We start from the raw sequence: 18953 nt of genomic DNA, 5'->3' as shown, positions 1-18953 counted from the left end.
TCGCCTGCACCGTCACCGGTACACACGCATGACTCGGAGCCGCTGTGGCTGGCTAGACCTTCAACGTATGAAACTTTCATTCACAACAACTCGCCGGTTTGACCGGCGCACGGAGCCCCCGATGAAGGTCACGAAGGTCGAAACGCTGCGTTGCGATGCCGGCTGGCGGACGTTCTCGTTTCTCAAGGTCATGACCGACGAAGGCATCGTCGGCTGGTCGGAATACAACGAAAGCTTCGGCAGCGCGGGCTTGAGCCAGGTGATCGCGGCGCTCGCGGCGAGCGTGATCGGGAAGGATCCGCGCCAGGTCGAGCTCGTCAATGCCCACCTGCGCACGCAGACGATCCAGTCGCGCGGCGGGATCAACCGGCAGGCGGTGGCGGCGATCGAGAACGCGCTGCTCGACATCAAGGGCAAGGCGCTGGGCGTGCCGGTCTACGACCTCTTCGGCGGCGCCGTGCGCACCCGCATCCCGGTGTACTGGTCGCACTGCGGCAGTTACCGCGCCCGCTATCCGGAACTGCTCGGGGTCCCGCGCGTCAGCAGCTACGACGACCTGGCGCGGCTGGGCGAGGAAGTGAAGCAGCGCGGATTCCGGGCGCTGAAAACGAACGTGATGATCAGCGACGGCAAGACGCTCGGTGCCTATCGTCCGGGGTTCGGCTACAGCAAGGGCTACCCCGAGCTCAACTGGGACGCGGATATCGTCCAGGCCGGGTCGCCACGGCAGCCGCATTCCGCTCCGGCGCAGGCCCCTCCATGGGCATCATGATCGACCTCAACTTCAACTACAAGACCGAAGGCTTCCGCCGCATCGCGCAAGCGCTCGCACCGGTCGGCATGAACTGGATCGAAGTCGACACGCACGACCCGGCGTCGCTCGCGCTCATCCGCCGCGATTCGCCCTGTCCCATCGCTTCGTGCGAGACCTTGTGCGAGCGCCGCGACTTCAAGCCTTTCTTCGAAGCGTACGCGATGGACGTCGCCATCGTCGACGTCATCTGGAACGGATACCTCGAATCGCTCAAGATCGCGGCGATGGCCGACGTGTACGAGATGAACGTCGCCCCGCACAACTTCTACGGGCACCTGTCGAGCGTCATCTCGGCGCACTTCTGCGCAGCCGTGCCGAATCTGCGCATCATGGAGACCGACGTCGACGCGGTGCCGTGGCGGGACGACCTGGTCGATACGCCGCCGGTCATCGACAACGGCGAGTTCGTGTTGCCGACCGGGCCGGGCTGGGGCGTGGAGGTGAACGAAGCGGCGGTCCGAGCCCGGCCGCCGAAGGCGTAGCACGGAGAAATTGGGGACCAGGCTCGCTTCTTACGCGGATATCCCGCGTCGCGCTGACAGCCGACGGGGCAGAATCCTCGTTGCCCCGGCGTCCCGGCGTCGGGATCTCGTGCGGGGGACGCCCTCCGACGGGTCAGCCTTCGTTTTGCTTGTCGGAACTCACCTGCGGCTCACCAGGGGCCGCCGGCTGAGGCTCTTGAGACGTAGTCGGGTTGGCTCCGGTTTTCCGCAGCCGTTTCTCTTCCTTCTTTTGCTTCTTGGCGAGGTCTCTCTGCCGCTTCGCAAATGCGTAGTTCGGTTTGGCCATTCGGTGTCTCTCGTGCCCGGGTTCTCGAAAGCAAAGAGACTAACGCATTTTTGCCGAACAGTGGGCCAATCCCTTGGCGGGAAGGGCGCTGCGGCGTGCTTAGCGATACTGCACGACTCCGTGCGAGACGCGCTGCGCAATCGGCACGTTGGATTCGATCCCGGCGGTGAACTCGAGTACTTCGTAGGCCGCGTAGCCTTGCTCGCGCGCAAGCTCGGCCACACGCCGGCGGAACACCTGCGCGGCTTCGCCGTCGCCACCGGTGGTGAAGCGCTTCTTCTTGAGCGCGAACGCATAGCGCTTGCGGCCCAGGTCGTACTGCTCGATCTGCCAGTTGGGCGCGAGGGGATCGACCACCAGCAAGACGATCGCCCCGAGCACCAGGCCCTCGACGGGAATGGCGAGGGACTTGCTGATTTGCAGCTCCTTGTTTGGGATGAGCACCGGGCTGGGACCGTCGGTGCTCGCGCAGCTTGCGAGCAGCGCGCCCAGCGCAGCCAGGCTGCAGCGAAGCGTCGGCGAAGGGCAGCGCGACGGGAGCACGGCCCCGCTCACAGCAGGTTGAACAGAGACAGCCCGGCGATGCGCACGAACGACTTCTGCGCCGCCTCCAGGTGCATCTGCTCGAAAGTGAGATCGCTGATGGCGCGCGCGTAATCCAGGTCGCGCAATTGCGACAGCCGCGCCTCGTAATTGAGATCGATATCCTCGTTGGCGGTCGTGACGGCATCGGTCTCCCGCAGCCGCGTGCCGACCGAGGCGTGCACGGCAAGCACCCGGTCGAGCGCGTTGCTCAGGTTGAGGTTCGCCGTGTTGAGCGCGTTGGCGAGCTGGGTGTTCGCGACCGGGCCGTTGCCTGCCCCCTGCAGCGCGCTGCGCAGCACATCGAGGCTCGCGAACGCGCTGACGTTGCTGCTCGGGCGCACCGTGAAGCTGTCGCCGCTCGCCGGGTCGCCCTCGATCGCGAGCTGCAGGCCGTCGAAAGCGATCGGCCCGCCGGCCACGTACGCGGCGTTGTTGATCACGGTGGCGGCGGTCGTGTTGTCGACCACGCTGTAGGTCGTGGTACCAGCAGTCACGCTGAACGTGACGGTATAGTTGTGCCCGGTGAGCGAGGCGGCGTCGGCGACCGATCCGGGGCTCACCACGCCGGTCCCGGCGTTGGCCGCCGCGGCGGCCGTAACGAACGTGCCGTTGCCGTTCTTGATCCGCAGCAGGATATCGGAGCCGGGATCGTTGACGGCGATCGAGCGCGAATCGCTGACCGCCACTTCGCGCCGGCCTTCGTCGCCCAGGTAGGCAACCACGCCCGGCGCAGTCTCCGCGAACGGCGTGGTGCCGGTGCGAAAGCCCGCGAACAGGTATTCGCCGCTGCCGTCGGTGGCGTTCGCCAACCCGATCAGCTCCTGGTAGCGCCCGTTCACTTCCTCCGCAATGCTGCGCAGATCGCCCGGCGTCAGCGCCCCGTCGCCGGCCTGCACGGTCAGCGTACGTGCGTCCTGCAGCAGGCGGGTGATCGCGGAGAGCATATTCTCCTGCAAGCCGAGCCGCGCCTCGACCGCTTGCGCGTTGTTCGCGTACTGCTTGTTCAGGGCCTGCGCCTCGGAGATGTTCAGCATCTGCGAGGCCGCGACCGGATCGTCGGAAGGCGTGAGCACGCGCCGGCCCGTGCTGATGTGGTTCTGCGTGTCGGCGACTTCATGCTGGCGCGCCAGCATGTTGTTGACGCCGTTCTCGAACAGGATGCTGGAGCTGATGCGCATGGCGAACCGCCTGAATCGTCTAGATTGCGAGCAGGGTATCGAACAGCTTCGAGACGATCTCGATCATCTTGCCGCAGGCCTGGTACATCTGCTGATAGCGGATCAGATTGGCCGCCTCTTCATCGAGATTGACGCCCGAAAGGCTTTGCTGCGCGGTCGTCGTCTGTGTGACCAGCGCCTCCTGGGCCGCCGCCGCAACCTGAACTTCGCGCGTCTTCGAGCCGACGCTGGCGACCGACTGGCTGTAGGCGCCTTGGTAGGTCGCGGCGCCACCGCCGATCGTCTTTGCACTCTGCAACCCGGCGAGCAGGGTCGCGTTGCGGTTGTCCGAGACCCCGCCGGAATTCGGCGTGATGGTGAACGTATCCCCCGCCCGCGGGGCGCCCGCGATCGACACGGTCCAGCCGTTGTAGCTGATGTCGCCGCCCGAGACATAAGCAAGCCCGGTGGGATTGCCGGTGCCGACGCCGCTCACGTCGTAGCTGCCGGAGCCGGTGAACGTGATCGTCACCGGTTGCAGCAGATTGGCGTTCGTGGGCGGCGGGCCGTTCACCACGCCTGCCGTGATTGCCGCACCGCTCGTATTGCCGGTGCCGGCGGCGCCGCGTATCGGTGCGGCGGCGGCGATCTGCGAACCGTCGACCAGGCGCACCGCGAGGTCGCGCGCGCCGGTGCGGGTGGGCTGCAGTAAAAAGCTGTCGCCGTTGCCCGGCGTTCCGGAGCCGAGGCTGACTCGTACGCCGTCGATGGTCTGGGGCAAGGAGGCGTAAACGGTCACGCTCGAATCCGACAAGCGCGTGACGCTGTAGTTGCCGGCGTTGTACGCGATGCGGTAGTCGCTGGTGGTGAGCGCCGAGGCATCCACGACCGTCGCGTCGAGCACGGCCGATCCGGAATTCCCGGTTCGCCCGATCACGCCGGGTGTAGGCAAGGTGAAGAAATCGGTGCCCGCGGCGCCGTTCAAGTCCTGGCCGAGGCGGTGCTGCTGATTGAAGTCGAATGCCAGCGCGGTGGCGATGCGGCCCAGGTTGTTGAGCGTGGGCGCAGCCGCATCGCGCTGGAACGCGAGCACCGCACCGAGCTGACCGCCGGTGAGGCTCGACGTGATGATGGCGGTGCCGCTGGCGCTGGTGTAGCCGATCTCCAGGCGCTTGGGATCCTCGCGCGACACCGAGGTCGCGAGCGCTAAGGCCTGGTTGCCGACGACGAGGCTCTGACCGGTGCCGATCATGACGTTGAGCGAGCCGTCGCTCTGCGCCACGGTGGTGACGCCGGTCAGCTTGTTCAATTCCGCGATCACCGCATCGCGCTGGTCGCGCAGGTCGTTGGCGGCATGCCCACCGGCCGCGCCTTCGGCCACGATCACGCTCTGATTGAGGCGCGCAATCTCGGTCGCCAGGCCGTTGATCGAGGTGACCAGGTCGGCGATCTGCCCGTTGGCCGCTTCGTACATCTGCGAGACGCGCGCTTCGATCGAGCGAAACCGGCTCACGAGCGTGCCCGCCCCCGACAGCATCGCCTGCCGGGTTGCCGCCGACTCCGGATCCGAGCCGACCTCGTGCACGGTGTTGAAGAACTCGCTCAGCGCGGGCGTCAGGCCCGAATTCGCGTCCGCGAGCAGGTTGTCGATCTGTGCGATCTCGTCGCGATACGTGTTCAGGTACGCCTGGCGCCCGAGCGCGCCCGAGACCTGGTTGTCGAGAAACTCGCTGTAGATGCGGCTGACGGTCGCGACGTCGACCCCGGTGCCGAAGAAGCCGTCGCCGCTGGCTTGCGGTAAACCGTTCTGCAGCTCGACCCGCTGGCGATGGAAGCCGGGCGTCGCCGCATTGGCGATGTTGTGCCCCGCGGTCGCCAGGTGCGCCTGCGCCGCGTTGAGCCCGGTCAGGCCGATGTTGAAGACATTGCTGCCCATGGGATGATCTTTGTCCGGTGTAACGTGTTATCGGCCGGCGTGGCGCCCAACCTTAACCGGCCAGCCCCAGCCGCATCACCGTGCCGGTGATGACGCGCGTGAGCTTGTCCGCATAGGCGGGATCGGTCGCATAGCCGGCTTGCTGCAAGCCGCGGGCGAACGCCGCCGCATCGGTGCGTTCGTTCAAAACGTGCGCATAGCGGGGATTGGCAGCGAGCAGGTTGGCGTAGTCCTTGAAAGCATCGGCGTAGGAGCCATAGGCACGGAAGCGTTCGACCGTCTTCACCGGCGCGCCATTGACGTATTCGGTAGTCGTCACATCGGCCGTGGCGCCCTGCCAGCCGCTGCCCGCCTTGATGCCGAACAGATTGTGGCTGGACGCTCCGTCGGCCATCCGGATCTCGCCTCGACCCCAGCCGCTTTCGAGCGCAGCCTGACCCAGGATGAACTGCGGTGCGACCCCGGTCGTGCGCGAAGCCTCCAGCGCATGGGGCCACAAACGGCTCACGAAATCGCGCGCTGTATCGGCCGCGCTGCCGCTTGTGGTGGCGTCGGAATTGCTCGCCGCGCCGGCCGCGCTCGTGGGCGAGAGCGGGACGGCAGGCGTTGCAGCCGAATGCAGCCCGGGCCGCATGCGCAGGATGTGCGCCACGCGATCCAATAACGTCCCACCTGCATCCGCCTGCTGCAGCGCCCGGGTTACATCGGCTGCCGCGCGACTCGCGTCTTCGAGCGCATTCGCTTCCGCGACGGCGCCCCGACTCAGTTGGCGCACCATGACGTCGGAAAGTCCGACGCCGCGCTTCGCCATGGCCATCGTCAGCTGCTGGTCCAGCATCGACTTGTACGTTTTCGTGTCCTGCGAGTCGGTGGAGCTGGTACTGTCCGCGGCCTCGCGCATGCTCTTCAACATCATCTGCATGAGCAGCGCTTCGAACTGCGCGGCGGCGGACCGCAGCGCCTTGTCCGGATCGGAGCGCGCCTGGCGCTTGAGCGCCTCGACGCTGCCTACGTCGAGCGCGAATCGGGTCGAGAGATCGGTGTCCGGGGTCATGGCGCGGCCTCGCTCAGATGATTTCCAGGTCGGCGCGCAAGGCGCCCGCCGCCTTCATCGCCTGCAGGATCGCGAGCAGATCCTGCGGCGTCGCGCCGACGGCGTTCAGCGCCTTGACCACTTCCGCCAGCGCAACCCCCTTGAGCACGGTGAGACTGCCGCGGTCGGCCTTGATCTCGATCTGCGAGCGCTCGGTCTGCACGGTCTGTCCGCGGCCGAACGGATTGGGCTGGCTCACCAGCGGCTCGGTCGATACCACCACCGAGAGGTTGCCGTGTGCGATGGCGCAGGCGTCGATCTGGACGCTGCGGTTGAGCACGATCGACCCGGTGCGGGCATTGACGATCACCTTCGCCATCGCGGCCGCCGGCGTGATCTGAAGGCTCTCGAGCTGGGCGATGAAGCCGACCCGCCCGCTGACATCGCCCGGCGCGCGCACGCGCACCACGCGCCCGTCGAGCGCCGAGGCGGCCTCGGGAAAGATGCCATTGATCGCATCGACCACGCGCTGGGTGGTGCTGAAGTCGGTGACGTTGAGCTCGATGTAGATGTGCTCGGCATCGCCGATGTGGCTCGGGACCGCGCGCTCGACCAGGGCGCCGGCCGGAATGCGGCCCACGCTCAGGTGATTCACCGTGACCTTGGAGCCGCCGCCTTCGGCGCCCACGCCGCCCACCAGCACGTTGCCCTGGCCGATCGCGTACACCTGACCGTCGGCGCCCTTGAGCGGGGTCATCAGGAGCGTTCCGCCGCGCAGGCTCTTGGCGTTGCCCATCGAGGAGACGGTCACGTCGATCGCCTGGCCCGGCTTCGCGAATGGCGGCAGCGATCCGGTCACGATTACCGCGGCGACGTTCTTGAGCTGAAGATTGGTCCCGGGCGGCAGGTTCACGCCCATCTGCGTGAGCATGTTGAGCACGCTCTGCACCGTGAACGGCGTCTGCGTGGTCTGGTCGCCGCTGCCGTCGAGCCCTACCACGAGCCCGTAGCCGATCAGCGGATTGCCGCGCACGCCCTGGATCGAGGCGAGATCCTTGATGCGCTCGGCACTCGCGCCCTGCACGGCGGCCAGCAGTACGATGAGCGCGAGTGCGCCTTTCGCCGCGAACGCGAGTGCGCGTGCCCCTGACAGGGCGAGTGCGCGCATGGACGCGCGCGCGGCATGGCGCACGCGGCGCACTGAGCTGCGAAGATCGATGTGAGCGTGTGCATTTTGAGCGTGACGATTCATTCCGACCTCAGAACGGCAGGAAAGTGAGGAAGAAGCGCGCCAGCCAGCCCATCACCTGCGCGGACTGGATCTGGCCGTTGGCGCGGTATTCGATGCGGGCGTCCGCAACCTGCGAGGACGACACCGCGTTGCCGTTGGCGATCGTGGCCGGATTGACGATGCCGGAGAAGCGGATGAACTCCGAGCCCTCGTTGATGCCGATCTGCTTCTCGCCCGACACCTGCAAGTTGCCATTGGGCAGCACGTCGATCACGGTCACGGTAATGGTGCCGGTGAAATCGTTATTGCTCGCCGCCGCTCCCTTGCCGTCGAACTTGCTCTCGGAGTTGGCGTCGAGGTTCGAGCCCAGGAACGACTTGCCCGGCAGGCCGAGCAGGCTGGTCACGCCGAAGGCGCTGGTCTGGCTCTTCTCCACGGTCGAGTCGGAGTTCTTGCTCGCCGCGGTCTTCTCGTTGATCTGGATGACGAGGATGTCGCCGACGTGGCGCGGGCGCCGGTCTTCGAACAGCGGCCGGTAGCCGAAGTACGGCTGCGCCGGATGCGCCGCCTGGTAGATCGATCCGTTCGCGGCCTGCAACTGCGGCTGCGGCACGGGCGCCGGCCGGGCCGTCATCGGCTGCTGCACCTCGGTGGGCGGCACGGTGTTGCAGCCGGCGAGCGCGAGGGCGCCGAGCAGCAGCAGCGCGCAGAGCTTCGGGATTCGTATCACGCGCTCGCTCACAGCTGGGTCAGCTTCTGCAGCATCTGGTCGGAGGTCTGGATCGCCTTGGAGTTGATCTCGTAAGCGCGCTGGGTCTGGATCATGTTGACGAGCTCCTCCACCACGTTCACGTTGGAGGTCTCGACATAGCCCTGGCTCAGCAGCCCGAGCCCGTTGCTGCCGGGCTGGTTGACGCTCGCCGTGCCCGACGCGGTCGTCTCGGTGTAGAGGTTCTCGCCCATGCTGAGGAGCCCCGCCGGGTTGACGAAGTTGGCGAGCTGCAACGTTCCGATCTGCGTCGACGTAGTCGAGCCCGAGCGCACGACCGTCACGACGCCGTCGCGGCCGATCGTGACGCTTTGCGAGTTGGCCGGGATCGTGATCGCCGGCTGCACCGCGAACCCGCTGGACGTGACCAGCTGGCCGTTGGCGTCGGTGTGCAGCGACCCGTCTCGGGTATACGAGGTCGTTCCGTCGGGCATCAGGATCTGCAGGAAGCCGGCACCCTGGATCGCGACGTCGAGCGGGTTGCTGGTCTGCTGCAGGTTGCCTTGCGTGAAAATGCGCTCGCTGGCGATCGGGCGCACCCCGGTGCCGATCTGCAGGCCCGAGGGAATCTGCGTCTGCTGCGAGGATTGCGCGCCGGGCTGGCGCAGCGTCTGGTAGAGCAGATCCTCGAACACCGCGCGCGAGCGCTTGAAGCCGTTGGTGCTGACGTTGGCGAGGTTGTTCGAGATCACGTCGATGTGCAGCTGCTGCGCATCGAGGCCGGTCTTGGCAATCCAGAGGGAGCGAAGCATGGGTTGGGTCCTGGTTGGTGTTATGCGCGCGCGAACGTCATCGCGGCGTCTTTAGCGGTTCATCGACAACAGCTGGTTCGCCTGCCGATCGTTCTGATCGGCGTTCTGCAGCATCTTCATGTGCATCTCGAACGCGCGCGCATGGCTGATGAGCGCGATCATCTGCTCCACGGCGTTGACGTTGGAGCCTTCGATCGCGCCCGACGCGATCACGACGCTGCCGTCCGCGGGTGCGCTGCCACCGGCCTTGAGGCGGAACACTCCGTCCTCGCCGCGCACCAGGTCGGCTTCCGGCGGATTGACGAGCTTCAAGCGCCCGAGCACATTCACCGTCGCGCGTCCGCTGGTCGGCGTCGAGGACACCGTGCCGTCCTTGGCGATCGTGAGCGTCACGTCGGGCGGGATGGCAACGGGGCCGCCGTCGCCGAGCACCGGATGGCCTTGCGGGCTCTGCAGCATGCCGCCGGGTCCGATCTGCAGGCCGCCGGCGCGCGTATAGCCCTCCGAGCCGTCGGGCAGCTGCACCGCGAGAAAGCCCTTGCCCATGACGGCTACATCGAGCCCGCGGCCGGTCTGCTGGATCGTGCCCGGCCGAAAATCCGTGCCGACGGTGGAATCGACCACGTACGAGCGCGTCGGCATGCCTTCGCCGAACAGGTGCACCGCGCGCAGCGCATTCAGCTGCGCGCGAAAGCCGGAGCTGTTGACGTTGGCGAGGTTGTGCGCGACGGCCCCTTGCGCTTCCAGTGCATGCCGCGCACCAGTCATCGAGACGTAGATGAGTCGATCCATGATCCTGGCCTATTGCGCCTAGCGCAGATTCACCAGCGTCTGCATCACTTCGTCCTGCGTCTTGATGCTCTGCGCGTTCGCCTGGTAGATGCGCTGCGCGGTGATCATGTTGACCAGCTCGGCGGTGAGGTCCACGTTCGAGTCCTCGACCGCGGAGGACTGCACCGCGCCGAGATTGCCGCTGCCGGGCGTGCCGATCACCGGCAGCCCCGAGTCGGGCGAATCCGACCACTGGTTCTGTCCCAGCGGCTTCAGCCCGTTCGGGTTCGCGAACTGCGCTAGCGCCATCTGCGCGAGGTCCTGCGACTGGCCGTTGGTGTAGCGGCCCTTGATGGTGCCGTCGGAACCGATGTTCAGGCCCACCAGGCGCCCCGACGAGTAGCCGTCCTGGAACATGCTGTTGACGCTGAACGGCGAGCCGAATTGGGTCATGCTGGCCATGTCGAGCGCAAAGTTGATCGGCGTGGTGGCGCCGCCGCCGATGGTGAGCGCGGCATTGACCGGCATGGTGGTCGTCAGCGCGCCGTTGGAATCGAAGTCGAGCGCGAGCGGATTGCCCGCTCCGGCGCCCAGGTCGACATTGCCGATCGCCGTATCGTCGACCGAGGCATGGACGTTCCACTGGCCCGCCGTGGCGGTCTTCACGAAGTAGTAGCTGAGCACGTGCGCGTTGCCGAGCGTGTCGTAGACCGAACCCGAGGTGGTGTTGTTGTAGCTGGCGGGGTCGGCGGTGCTGAACGTCGCCGCGGTGGGCTGCGCGGAGCCGGCGTCCAGGTTGGCGCCGAAACGGAAGGTGGTCGTCGCGAGCGGCGGGATGTCCGCCGTCTGCAGCTGGACCTCGACCGGCGAGGTGGCGATGATGTTCCCGGAGGCGTCCGCGCCGTAGCCTGTGACGCGCTGGTTTTCCGTATTCACCAGGTAGCCCGCCGGGTCCAGGTGGAACTGGCCGTTGCGGCTGAACGTGACGGCGCCGTCCTTGCTCAGGCGGAAGAAGCCGTTGCCGTTGATCGCCACGTCCAGCGGGTTGTTGGTGGAGGTGACGTTGCCCTGGCCGAACTCCTGCGACACCGCGGCGACCTTCGAGCCGATGCCGACCTGGCTTGCACCCGAGCCGTTGAGCGAATTGGCGAACACGTCCGCGAACACGGTGCGCGAACCCTTGAAGCCCACCGTGGCCGCATTGGCCACGTTGTTGCTGATCACGTCCAGGTTCTTGGACGCGCTGTTCAATCCGGAGAGTCCTTGCTGGAAAGCCATCTGCTGCTCCTATCGATGATCCGGGAATTCGTTCGTGCCGCTACTGAACACGCCGCACGTCGGCGAAACGCACTTCGGTGGCACCGTCGATGATGACCGCTGGGTCCTTGCCGGACACACCAATGCCGGTCACTGTGCCCACGATGTGCGTTGCGGCCGAGACGGGCTTGCCTGCGCGCACCGCTTCGGCCTTGAAGGTGTAAGCGCCGTCCTTGGCTGCGCGGCCGTCCTGCGCCGTGCCGTCCCAGGTGAAGGCTTGCAGGCCCACAGGGCTCGGGCCGAGCTCGAGGCGGCGAACCACATCGCCCGCCGGACCGAGGATGCTCACCGTTACCTGGTCGGCCGCCTCGCTCAATTCGATCGCACCGGCGGACTTCTTGTCCGCGAGCGTCAGGGTGTGGCCGGGCGTGACGACCTGGCGCCCGATCATCGAAGTGCTCGCCATCGACTGGCTGGTGGCGAGCGCGGTCGCCAGGTTGGACATCGTTTCGTTCAGCTTGTCGATCCCGCTCACGGTGCTGATCTGCGACAGCTGGGTCGTGATCTGGGCGTTGTCCATCGGGCTCAGCGGATCCTGGTTCTTGAGCTGCGTGACGAGCAGCGTCAGGAAGCGGTCCTGAATGTCGGCGGCGCTGGTGGCGCCGAGCGGGCCGGTGGCGCTCTTGGTGGCGGCGATGACGTCCTGGATGGCGGTGGTCATGGCGGATACCTTACTGTCCGATGGAAAGGGTCTTGAGCGCGAGCTGCTTGGCGGTGTTCATAAGCTCGACGCTGGTCTGGAACGAGCGCGACGCGGAGATCATGTTCACCATCTCGTCGACCACGTTGACGTTGGGCAGCGTGAGATAGCCGCTCTCGTCCGCGGCCGGATGCTTGGGATCGAACACGCGCTTGAGCGGCGAGGCGTCCTCGACCACGGCGGAGACCTTCACGCCTTGCGCGGCCGGCGAATCGAGCGCGACGGTGGAGAACACCACTTGTTTGGCGCGATACGGCTCGCCGGTGGAGCTCACCGTGCTCTCGGCGTTGGCGAGATTGCTCGCAACCGCGTTCAACCGCTGCGATTGCGCCGTCATGGCAAGTCCTGCGATCGTGAATATCGGGTTCATCGTTGTCCTTCGCGTTCTATGACTGCATCGCGGCCAGCAGGCCCTTGATCTTGGAATTGATGAAGGTGAGCGAAGCTTCGTAGTGCAGCGCGTTGTCGGCAAACTGCGCGCGCTCGATGTTCACGTCCACGGTGTTGTTGTCGATGCTTGCCTGCGTGACCGTGCGGTAGGTGAGCGGCGCGTTGGCGGCCGTGCCTTGCGTGCCGCCAGGGCCCATATGCCGGGTGGATGTGCGCACCATCGCCGAGCCAGCCGCGGAGCCGGCGGCCGGCGGGCCACCCAGCGCCTGCGCCAGCGTGGTCTTGAAATCGACATCGCGCGCCTGGTAGCCGGGCGTGTCGGCATTGGCGATGTTCGACGCCAGCACCTGGCTGCGGTATGCCCGCGCGCCCAGTGCGGCCTGGTGCAGTGCGAAGAGTCGATCGATCGAGTTGCTCATGTTGGGTCGGAACGCTCTGGTTGTCGCGCTCTAGTTATCGCGATGGATGCCGTCAATGCAGCGGATGTGCCAGGATAGTAGGCATCTCCCGCGCGGCTGGGTGGCGCGATAAGCCGAACAAAGCGCGGTCATTTCGGCCGCGGCGGCAGCGGCGCGGCAAAGCGGCGGCAATCCTTGCCGTCATGCGCTCAAATGCGGCATGAACCACGCGCAAATTCGGACATCGCCGTCGCTTGCGCGCTCCTACAATGCCGCGCATGAACCCGATCCGCTTCGTCCGCCTATCCAAGAAACTGCCCGCCCCAGCGGGCAGCACGACGCTCCCCTCTCCCCACGGGAGAGGGGCTGGGGGTGAGGGAAGAGACGCCACGCGAGGTCCCTGGGCGCAAGCCGCGATGGGCGCATCGTGGCGTCTCTCCTCCATCGCCGCGACGCTCGCCACAGCGCTCGTCGTGGCGCCCGCCCTGGCGAACGAACACCAGGACCTCGGCCAGCTGCAGCGCGTGGTCGAGAACTACGTGCGCAAGGAAGCCGCGGGACTGCCCGGTGACTTGAGCATCCGGGTGGCGCCGCTGGATTCCCGCCTGAGCCTGCCTCACTGCCCGGCGCCGCAAGCGTTCATGCCGCCGGGCGGACGGCTGTGGGGTCGATCCGCGGTCGGCATCCGCTGTCTCGCCCCGGTTGCCTGGACCGTATATGCGAGCGTGACGGTCGAAGTGAGCGCCGAGTACGTGGTCACCGCGCGCCCGATGGGGCAAGGGGAAACGGTCAGCGCACAAGACCTCGCCACGATGCGCGGCGATCTCGCCCGGCTGCCGGCCGGAATCGTGGTCGATCCGCAGCACGCGGTGGGCAAGCAGCTCGCGATGAGCCTCGGCGCCGGCCAGCCGCTGCGGCGCGACATGCTGCGCCGGCCGAACGTGATCGCACAGGGGCAAGGGGTCAAGCTGATGAGCCAGGGCCCCGGGTTCCAGGTCAGCACCGAGGGCCGGGCGCTCGGCAATGCGGCCGACGGCCAGCTGGTTCAGGTGCGCGCGCCGTCCGGACAGACCATCTCCGGCGTCGCGCGCAGCGGTGGTATCGTCGAGGTCCGTTACTGAAAGGCGAAGGCGGCATGGCGACCGGCGCGCCGGCCGGTGGCAAGGTCTCAAGAACGCTCGGGTAACTCCGTAACAGCAGATGCGGTGATCGTGTCCGGCACGGGCTAAAGGTTTCCTCTTCCCATGCCGTTACGGTCGTATTAGTGGCTAGAAAGCGAGGAAAGCATCGTGAAGATCGATGGGAATTCACGCTCGATCCCGAGCGGCTCCGTAGCGGAGGGGCAGGCCCGCACCGGCAAGTCCGACGCGTCGCATGCGCAACCCGGCTCGAGCAGCGGCCCGCGCGTGGAGCTGAGCCCGCTCGGTTCGCAACTGGCAGGCATCGAAGCAAGCCTCGCCAGCGTTCCGGTGGTCGACAGTCAGCGGGTGGAAGAGATCAAGCAGGCGATCAGCGACGGGCACTTCAAGGTGAACCCGGACGTGATCGCGGACCGGCTGCTCGAGACGGTCCGGGAACTGATCCAGTCGCAAAAGAGCTGAGCGGACGCAATCGGCGATGAGCTCGACACCCACACAGTACGCCGCGGTTCTGGAGCAGGAACGGGACCGCGTGCGCGAGTTTCTGGAGCTGCTGCAGCAGGAACAGGCCGCCCTGGTGGCGGGGGACCATGACGAGCTGATGGCCTTCACGGAGCAGAAGGCCGCCCGCATCCTCGATCTGCGCCGCGTTTCGGATAGCCGCAGCCGCCTGCTCGCATCGCATGGCTTGCGCGCCGACAAGGACGGCATGAGCGCCTGGATCGAGCGCTCACGCGACGAGCCGATCCGCCGGCTATGGGGCGAGATCAAGTCGCTCGCCGCCCAGGTTCGCGCCGCCAACGAGATCAACGGCGCCCTGGTGGCCGCACGGCTCAAGCACAACCAGGCTGCCATCGCCGCCCTGCAATCGGCCGCCCGCAGCGGCTCGGGCGTCTACGGGCCCGACGGCGGGGCGCGCTTCACCGCCTCGACCACCCGCGCGCTCGCCAGCGCGTAGCCATCCGGCCGGCGTTGCGCCGGCTTCCCATCCCCGTCCAGTAGCCGGCCCGGTAAACTACCGGGCGGCGTGCGCACCAGTTCGCCTCGAACAACGAGCCGGCCTCGCGCCGGCGCGCACGGTGCGCCCTATTCAGAGCCCCGCACAACGTGACCGACCGTTCCGACGAGCACGCGCGCGTCGCAACCGAGCATGCGCACTGGCGGCGCAATGCACGCGCGCTGGCGGCGGGCAACGTGCTGATCAACATCGGCTGGAATGCCGCCTTCGCTTTCCTGCCGCTGATCGTCCAGGCGATGGGCGTCGAGCACAATCTCGCACTCTGGGTCGGCGCGATGATGTTCGGCTACTACGGCACGAGCTGCCTCTTCACCCCGGTCTGGGGCGTACTGGCCGATTACTACGGGCGCAAAAGCATGGTGTTGCGTGCCGGGTTCGGCATGGCGTTCGGGTTCGCGGTGCTGTCGACCGTAGCCAATCCGCTCGGTTTCCTGTGCGTGCTGGTTTTGGTCGGGCTCGCCAACGGATTCGTGCCTGCGGGTCAGGCGCTGGTCGCCACCAGCACGCCGGGGACCTACGTCGGCAGTGCGCTCGCGCTCACGCAGATCGGCGCAGCTACCGGCACGCTGCTCGGTCCGCTGGCCGGGGCGGCACTGATCGGGCTGCTGCCGAGCGCGCATGCGCTGTTCGCGTTCACCGCCGCCTTGATGTTCGGCGCAAGCCTCCTCGCCTTCGCCCGCGTGCGCGAAGAGCACGTGCGCCCGGCGCATCCGCTGCGCATCGATCTGCTTGCCGACATCGGGCAGCTGTTGCGGGTACCGGAGCTGAAGCTGCTCTATTACTTGCAGGTCCTGTTCTCCTTCACCGTGTTCGGCGCGATGCCGATCGTTTCTCTCTACACGATGCAGCTGCTCGACGAGCAGCCGGGTTTCGGCGGCCTGAGCGTGGAGAGCTGGGTCGCGGCGACCGCCATGGCGTTCACCTTCGCCGGCATCGCCGTGCTGCCGCTATGGGGACAGGTTCTGAACCGATTCTCGTCGCGGCGGGTGCTCGGCATCCTGCTCGCCGGCACCTGCGCGGCCAGCGTGCTGCTGCCTCTGGTGCGCAACCCCTTGGAGCTGACGGTCGCGCGCATGCTGTTCGCCCTGTTCGTGTCGGGCTTGCCGCCGACCTTGATCCGCATGATCAAGGATCGTGCGCCGCAAGGCATGGAAGCCCGCACGCTCTCCTACGGCACGGCCTTGCAGCAGATGGGCAGTGCAGCCGCACCGCTGATCGCCGGCCTGCTGGCGCCCTACCTCGGCCTGCGTGGCTTCTTCTGGCTGTGCAGCGGCCTCATCGCCCTGGGTTGGGTGTTGTGGAAAAGGCACGGCCGCGGCCCGGCTTCGGGCTCGCAAACATAGTCCGGATGTTTCACCAGGCCGGCCCGAATCCGAACCAAATGCTTTGCGTAACGAAGTGCTCGACCACATCCGGGCCAGGTTTCGACCCGCGCCCGCTACCTGGGCGCGAACTTCACGGCGCCGTACCGAGCGCGTTCGCAAGCTGCCACCAGGTGCGGGTGACACGCTCGAGAAAGCTTTGCGGCCGGAAGCGATGGGCGATGAAATACATCGGCAGGCGCCGCAGGCCGAAGTGCGCAAGCGCGATGCGGGCGCCGCTGTGCCATGCGGCGACATCGAACGCGCGCCTGGAAACCCGTTCCAGCGCGAGCCGCGCATATTCGAGGTAGCGCGTTGCTTGTGCTGCGCTTTCCGGCGTGAGCACGAAGCAGAGCAGCTCCATCAGATCGCGCTGCGGCAGGTCGTAGGCCGCCAGCTCCCAGTCGAAGGCGCATAGCCGCGGGCCGAGCGGCGTGGTGCGCAGCGCGATGTTGCGCGGATTGAAGTCGTGGTGGACGAGCGTGCGCGGCAGCTTGCTCGCAGCTTGCAGGCGCGGCCGCCCAGCGGCCGCGAGTTGAACATGCGCGCGAGCCGCCGCGTCGCCGAGCCATTGCCGCACCCAAGGCCCGGCGTGCGCGGCGAGCGCGGCCAGCCAACGCTCGGTTGCCGCAGGATCGGCGCCAGCGCCGCTGGAACGCACATGCAAGCCCGCGAGCTCTTGCGCGCGCCCGAGCCACTGGGCGTGGATGCGCGCGGCGCCGTCGAGCGCCGCTTGCACGCACGCCGGGCTCCAGAGCGCCGGCGTATCCACGCTATCGATGAGCGCGGCGTCGCGCACGCGCTCGAGCAGTAGCACCAACGTGCCACGCACCTCGATGGCACCGAAGTACACCGGCATACATCCCCGCAGCGGGCCGGAAGCGCCCGCATACAAGGCAAGCTCGCGTTGCGCCGTGCCCGCGAATTCGCTCGTGGCCCCATAGGCCGTGAACGCGGCGCCCAGCTCGGGATTGCAGCGCGCCGCCACTTCCGCGGTCAGCGCGCGCAACCGCTCCGCCCCTGGCTTGGGCTTGAGCATCAATTCGAGCGTCGATGCCCGGCCGCCGGCACGAATCACGCGCAGCGTGCGCGCATGCAGCACAGCCGCGCTTTCCGAGCGCCACGACGCGAGCTCTCCCAGCAGACTGTGCTCGGAACCGCAGTCGTGCGCGCTGGAATCGCGCAGCGCGAGGCCGGGCTCCGCGAAATGCGCCCGCAATGCCGCTTGCAGTGCCGAGTCCCATTCCTCCGCGGTGGGGCCGCTCGCGCGAAGCTGTGCAGCAGACGGCCGCGACAGAACGCCCTCGCGCACCCAGCTTTCCGCATAGCGCTCCAGGAGCTGCGAACCGAGGCGGGGACATTGCACGCCGAGGCGCTGCAGCCACGCGTCCGAGCTCTCCGCGCGCAAGGCGGGTACATGAGGCCGCGCGTAGAGCTGCGGCAGATAGCGCCCGCCCTCCCCCGCCGGTCGCTCCAGCAGGAAAGGCCGCAGCGGCTGCAACGGGTGAGCGGGCTCGCGTGTCTCCCGGCGCACGCGCTCGATCCAGGCCGCGAACGGCTCCAGCGCCACGCGGTGTCCATGCAGATCGAGCCACAGCACGGCTTCGTTCCAGTGCGCGGGCCGTGAATTGCGCAAATGCACGACGCGCTGCCCGCATTGCGGCTCGCGCGCAATACGGGCGATCGCGCGGACGACGAAGTCCACCGGGCAGACATCGAGCAGCCAATCGAGATCGGGCGCATGGCCGAGCGCCACGCAGCCGCCGATCAGGCGTGCGATCAGGTCCTGGTCGTTGCCCGCGCCGCCGGCGCTGTGGCCACCGATGAGCGCCGCGCGGTAGGTGACGGTCTCGAGCCCGCGCTCGTGCGCGCTCGCAACTAGGCGCTCGGCCGCCCACTTGCTCTGCGCGTAACCCAGATGAATGCCTTCGAGGTCCGGGATACTGTCGTCTTCGTGCACCGTGCCACTGCCACGCGTGGAGTAGCACGCGGCTACGCTGGAGACGAAATGCACGCGCTTGCGCGCGCCCGTGCAGGCGAAGCGCAGCATCGCTTCGGTTGCGCCGACGTTGATCGCGCTCAACGCTTCGTAGGGTGCGGCCCAATTGAGATCCGCGGCACTGTGCAGCACGGCCGTGGCCGTGTGCGCGAGCTGCGCATAGCGCGCTGAGGACAATCCGAACGCAGGCCGGCCGATATCCGCGGCAAAGATGCGCACTCGCGGGTGCGGAAGCGCCGGGCCGAGCGCATAGCGCGCGAGTGTCGCGCGCACGCGCGCCTGGGCTTCCGCGTCGGAGGCGGCGCGCACCGGACAAAGCAGCGTGTGCACGTCCGCGGCCAGCAGCTCCGCGATCAGGTGCGCGCCGAGGAAACCGTTGGCCCCGGTGAGGAGCACCGTCGCGCCCGACGCCGCCGGCACGCGCATGGGGTCGATGTCGGCGGGAAGCTCGGCGTCGGCGCGAATCCGCGTCAGACGCGCCAGGTGTGCCTCGCGTTCGTCTTGCTCCTCCTGCGGCACCGCGCGCTCGAGCACGCGCTGCGCGAGGCTGCGAATGCTGGGCGAATCGAGCAGCCAATCCTCGCCGACCTCGATGCCGACGGCGTCGCCGATCGCGGTGCCGAGCTCGAGCGCGCTCAACGAATCGAGTCCATAGCGGGCGAGCGGCGCTTGCGGATTGATGCCGGCGGGATTCATCCGCAGGCACCGGGCCGCGACGGCGATCAAGGTCGGTTCGAGACTTTCCACAACTCCCATCAGGCGCTCCTTGTTCGATCATTCCGTAGACGACCGTG

The 18953-nt window shown here is 67.4% G+C and carries 17 protein-coding genes and 1 pseudogene; 5 read left to right on the top strand and 13 right to left on the bottom strand.

Annotated features, from left to right (window positions below; translation table 11 throughout):
• Positions 1–121: 121 nt before the first annotated feature.
• A pseudogene (locus GEV05_03955) lies at positions 122–1296 on the top strand (mandelate racemase/muconate lactonizing enzyme family protein).
• 406 nt (positions 1297–1702) lie between these two features.
• Here GEV05_03955 and GEV05_03950 read toward each other — a convergent pair.
• The 12 genes from GEV05_03950 to flgB all read right to left on the bottom strand — a co-directional run bounded on the left by GEV05_03950 (position 1703) and on the right by flgB (position 12663).
• Positions 1703–2146, bottom strand: coding sequence for a hypothetical protein (locus tag GEV05_03950; protein ID MPZ42553.1), 444 nt, complete (start codon positions 2144–2146; stop codon positions 1703–1705).
• Between the two features lie 8 nt (positions 2147–2154).
• Positions 2155–3366: a flagellar hook-associated protein 3 gene (gene flgL / locus GEV05_03945; GenBank protein ID MPZ42552.1), complete on the bottom strand. Its 1212-nt coding sequence runs from the start codon at positions 3364–3366 to the stop codon at positions 2155–2157.
• Between the two features lie 19 nt (positions 3367–3385).
• Positions 3386–5281 carry a flagellar hook-associated protein FlgK gene (gene flgK / locus GEV05_03940; GenBank protein MPZ42551.1) on the bottom strand — a complete coding sequence of 632 codons (1896 nt, stop codon included), beginning with the start codon at positions 5279–5281 and terminating at the stop codon, positions 3386–3388.
• A 52-nt stretch (positions 5282–5333) separates the two neighbouring features.
• Positions 5334–6335, bottom strand: a complete 1002-nt coding sequence (flgJ, locus tag GEV05_03935) for a flagellar assembly peptidoglycan hydrolase FlgJ (protein MPZ42550.1) — start codon at positions 6333–6335, stop codon at positions 5334–5336.
• Between the two features lie 13 nt (positions 6336–6348).
• Positions 6349–7482 carry a flagellar basal body P-ring protein FlgI gene (gene flgI, locus GEV05_03930; GenBank protein MPZ42549.1) on the bottom strand — a complete coding sequence of 378 codons (1134 nt, stop codon included), beginning with the start codon at positions 7480–7482 and terminating at the stop codon, positions 6349–6351.
• A gap of 91 nt (positions 7483–7573) precedes the next feature.
• Positions 7574–8179, bottom strand: coding sequence for a flagellar biosynthesis protein FlgH (locus tag GEV05_03925; protein MPZ42548.1), 606 nt, complete (start codon positions 8177–8179; stop codon positions 7574–7576).
• Positions 8180–8283: 104 nt separating this feature from the next.
• Positions 8284–9066, bottom strand: a complete 783-nt coding sequence (flgG, locus tag GEV05_03920) for a flagellar basal-body rod protein FlgG (GenBank protein MPZ42547.1) — start codon at positions 9064–9066, stop codon at positions 8284–8286.
• A 51-nt stretch (positions 9067–9117) separates the two neighbouring features.
• Complete coding sequence (locus GEV05_03915) at positions 9118–9858, bottom strand: flagellar hook-basal body complex protein (GenBank protein MPZ42546.1); 741 nt, start codon at positions 9856–9858, stop codon at positions 9118–9120.
• An 18-nt stretch (positions 9859–9876) separates the two neighbouring features.
• Positions 9877–11115, bottom strand: coding sequence for a flagellar hook-basal body complex protein (locus GEV05_03910; GenBank protein MPZ42545.1), 1239 nt, complete (start codon positions 11113–11115; stop codon positions 9877–9879).
• Between the two features lie 40 nt (positions 11116–11155).
• The gene (locus GEV05_03905) at positions 11156–11815 is read right to left on the bottom strand and encodes a hypothetical protein (GenBank protein ID MPZ42544.1); all 660 of its coding nucleotides are present in this window, start codon (positions 11813–11815) and stop codon (positions 11156–11158) included.
• Positions 11816–11825: 10 nt separating this feature from the next.
• On the bottom strand, positions 11826–12224 hold the full coding sequence (gene flgC / locus GEV05_03900; GenBank protein MPZ42543.1) for a flagellar basal body rod protein FlgC: 399 nt from the start codon (positions 12222–12224) through the stop codon (positions 11826–11828).
• A gap of 16 nt (positions 12225–12240) precedes the next feature.
• A complete protein-coding gene (flgB, locus tag GEV05_03895; GenBank protein MPZ42542.1) occupies positions 12241–12663 on the bottom strand; it encodes a flagellar basal body rod protein FlgB in 423 nt (140 codons plus the stop codon).
• 395 nt (positions 12664–13058) lie between these two features.
• Here flgB and flgA point away from each other — a divergent pair, with 395 nt between their 5' ends.
• From flgA to GEV05_03875, 4 genes are all read left to right on the top strand, one after another.
• Positions 13059–13763 carry a flagellar basal body P-ring formation protein FlgA gene (flgA, locus tag GEV05_03890; protein ID MPZ42541.1) on the top strand — a complete coding sequence of 235 codons (705 nt, stop codon included), beginning with the start codon at positions 13059–13061 and terminating at the stop codon, positions 13761–13763.
• 168 nt (positions 13764–13931) lie between these two features.
• Positions 13932–14243 (top strand): flagellar biosynthesis anti-sigma factor FlgM, encoded by a 312-nt coding sequence (gene flgM / locus GEV05_03885; protein MPZ42540.1) that lies wholly within the window; start codon positions 13932–13934, stop codon positions 14241–14243.
• 16 nt (positions 14244–14259) lie between these two features.
• Entirely contained in the window at positions 14260–14739 is a 480-nt protein-coding gene (locus GEV05_03880; GenBank protein MPZ42539.1) for a hypothetical protein, read from the top strand.
• Positions 14740–14888: 149 nt separating this feature from the next.
• Complete coding sequence (locus GEV05_03875; protein MPZ42538.1) at positions 14889–16142, top strand: MFS transporter; 1254 nt, start codon at positions 14889–14891, stop codon at positions 16140–16142.
• A 112-nt stretch (positions 16143–16254) separates the two neighbouring features.
• Here the strand turns inward: GEV05_03875 and GEV05_03870 are convergent, their stop codons facing one another.
• Positions 16255–18915, bottom strand: coding sequence for an NAD-dependent epimerase/dehydratase family protein (locus tag GEV05_03870; GenBank protein MPZ42537.1), 2661 nt, complete (start codon positions 18913–18915; stop codon positions 16255–16257).
• Positions 18916–18953: the final 38 nt, after the last annotated feature.

It is taken from the genome of Betaproteobacteria bacterium, from assembly GCA_009377585.1.
Lineage (GTDB): Bacteria > Pseudomonadota > Gammaproteobacteria > Burkholderiales > WYBJ01 > WYBJ01.
The sequence above is the reverse complement of the archived record's forward strand: the minus strand, read 5'-3'. Positions and strand labels throughout refer to the sequence as shown.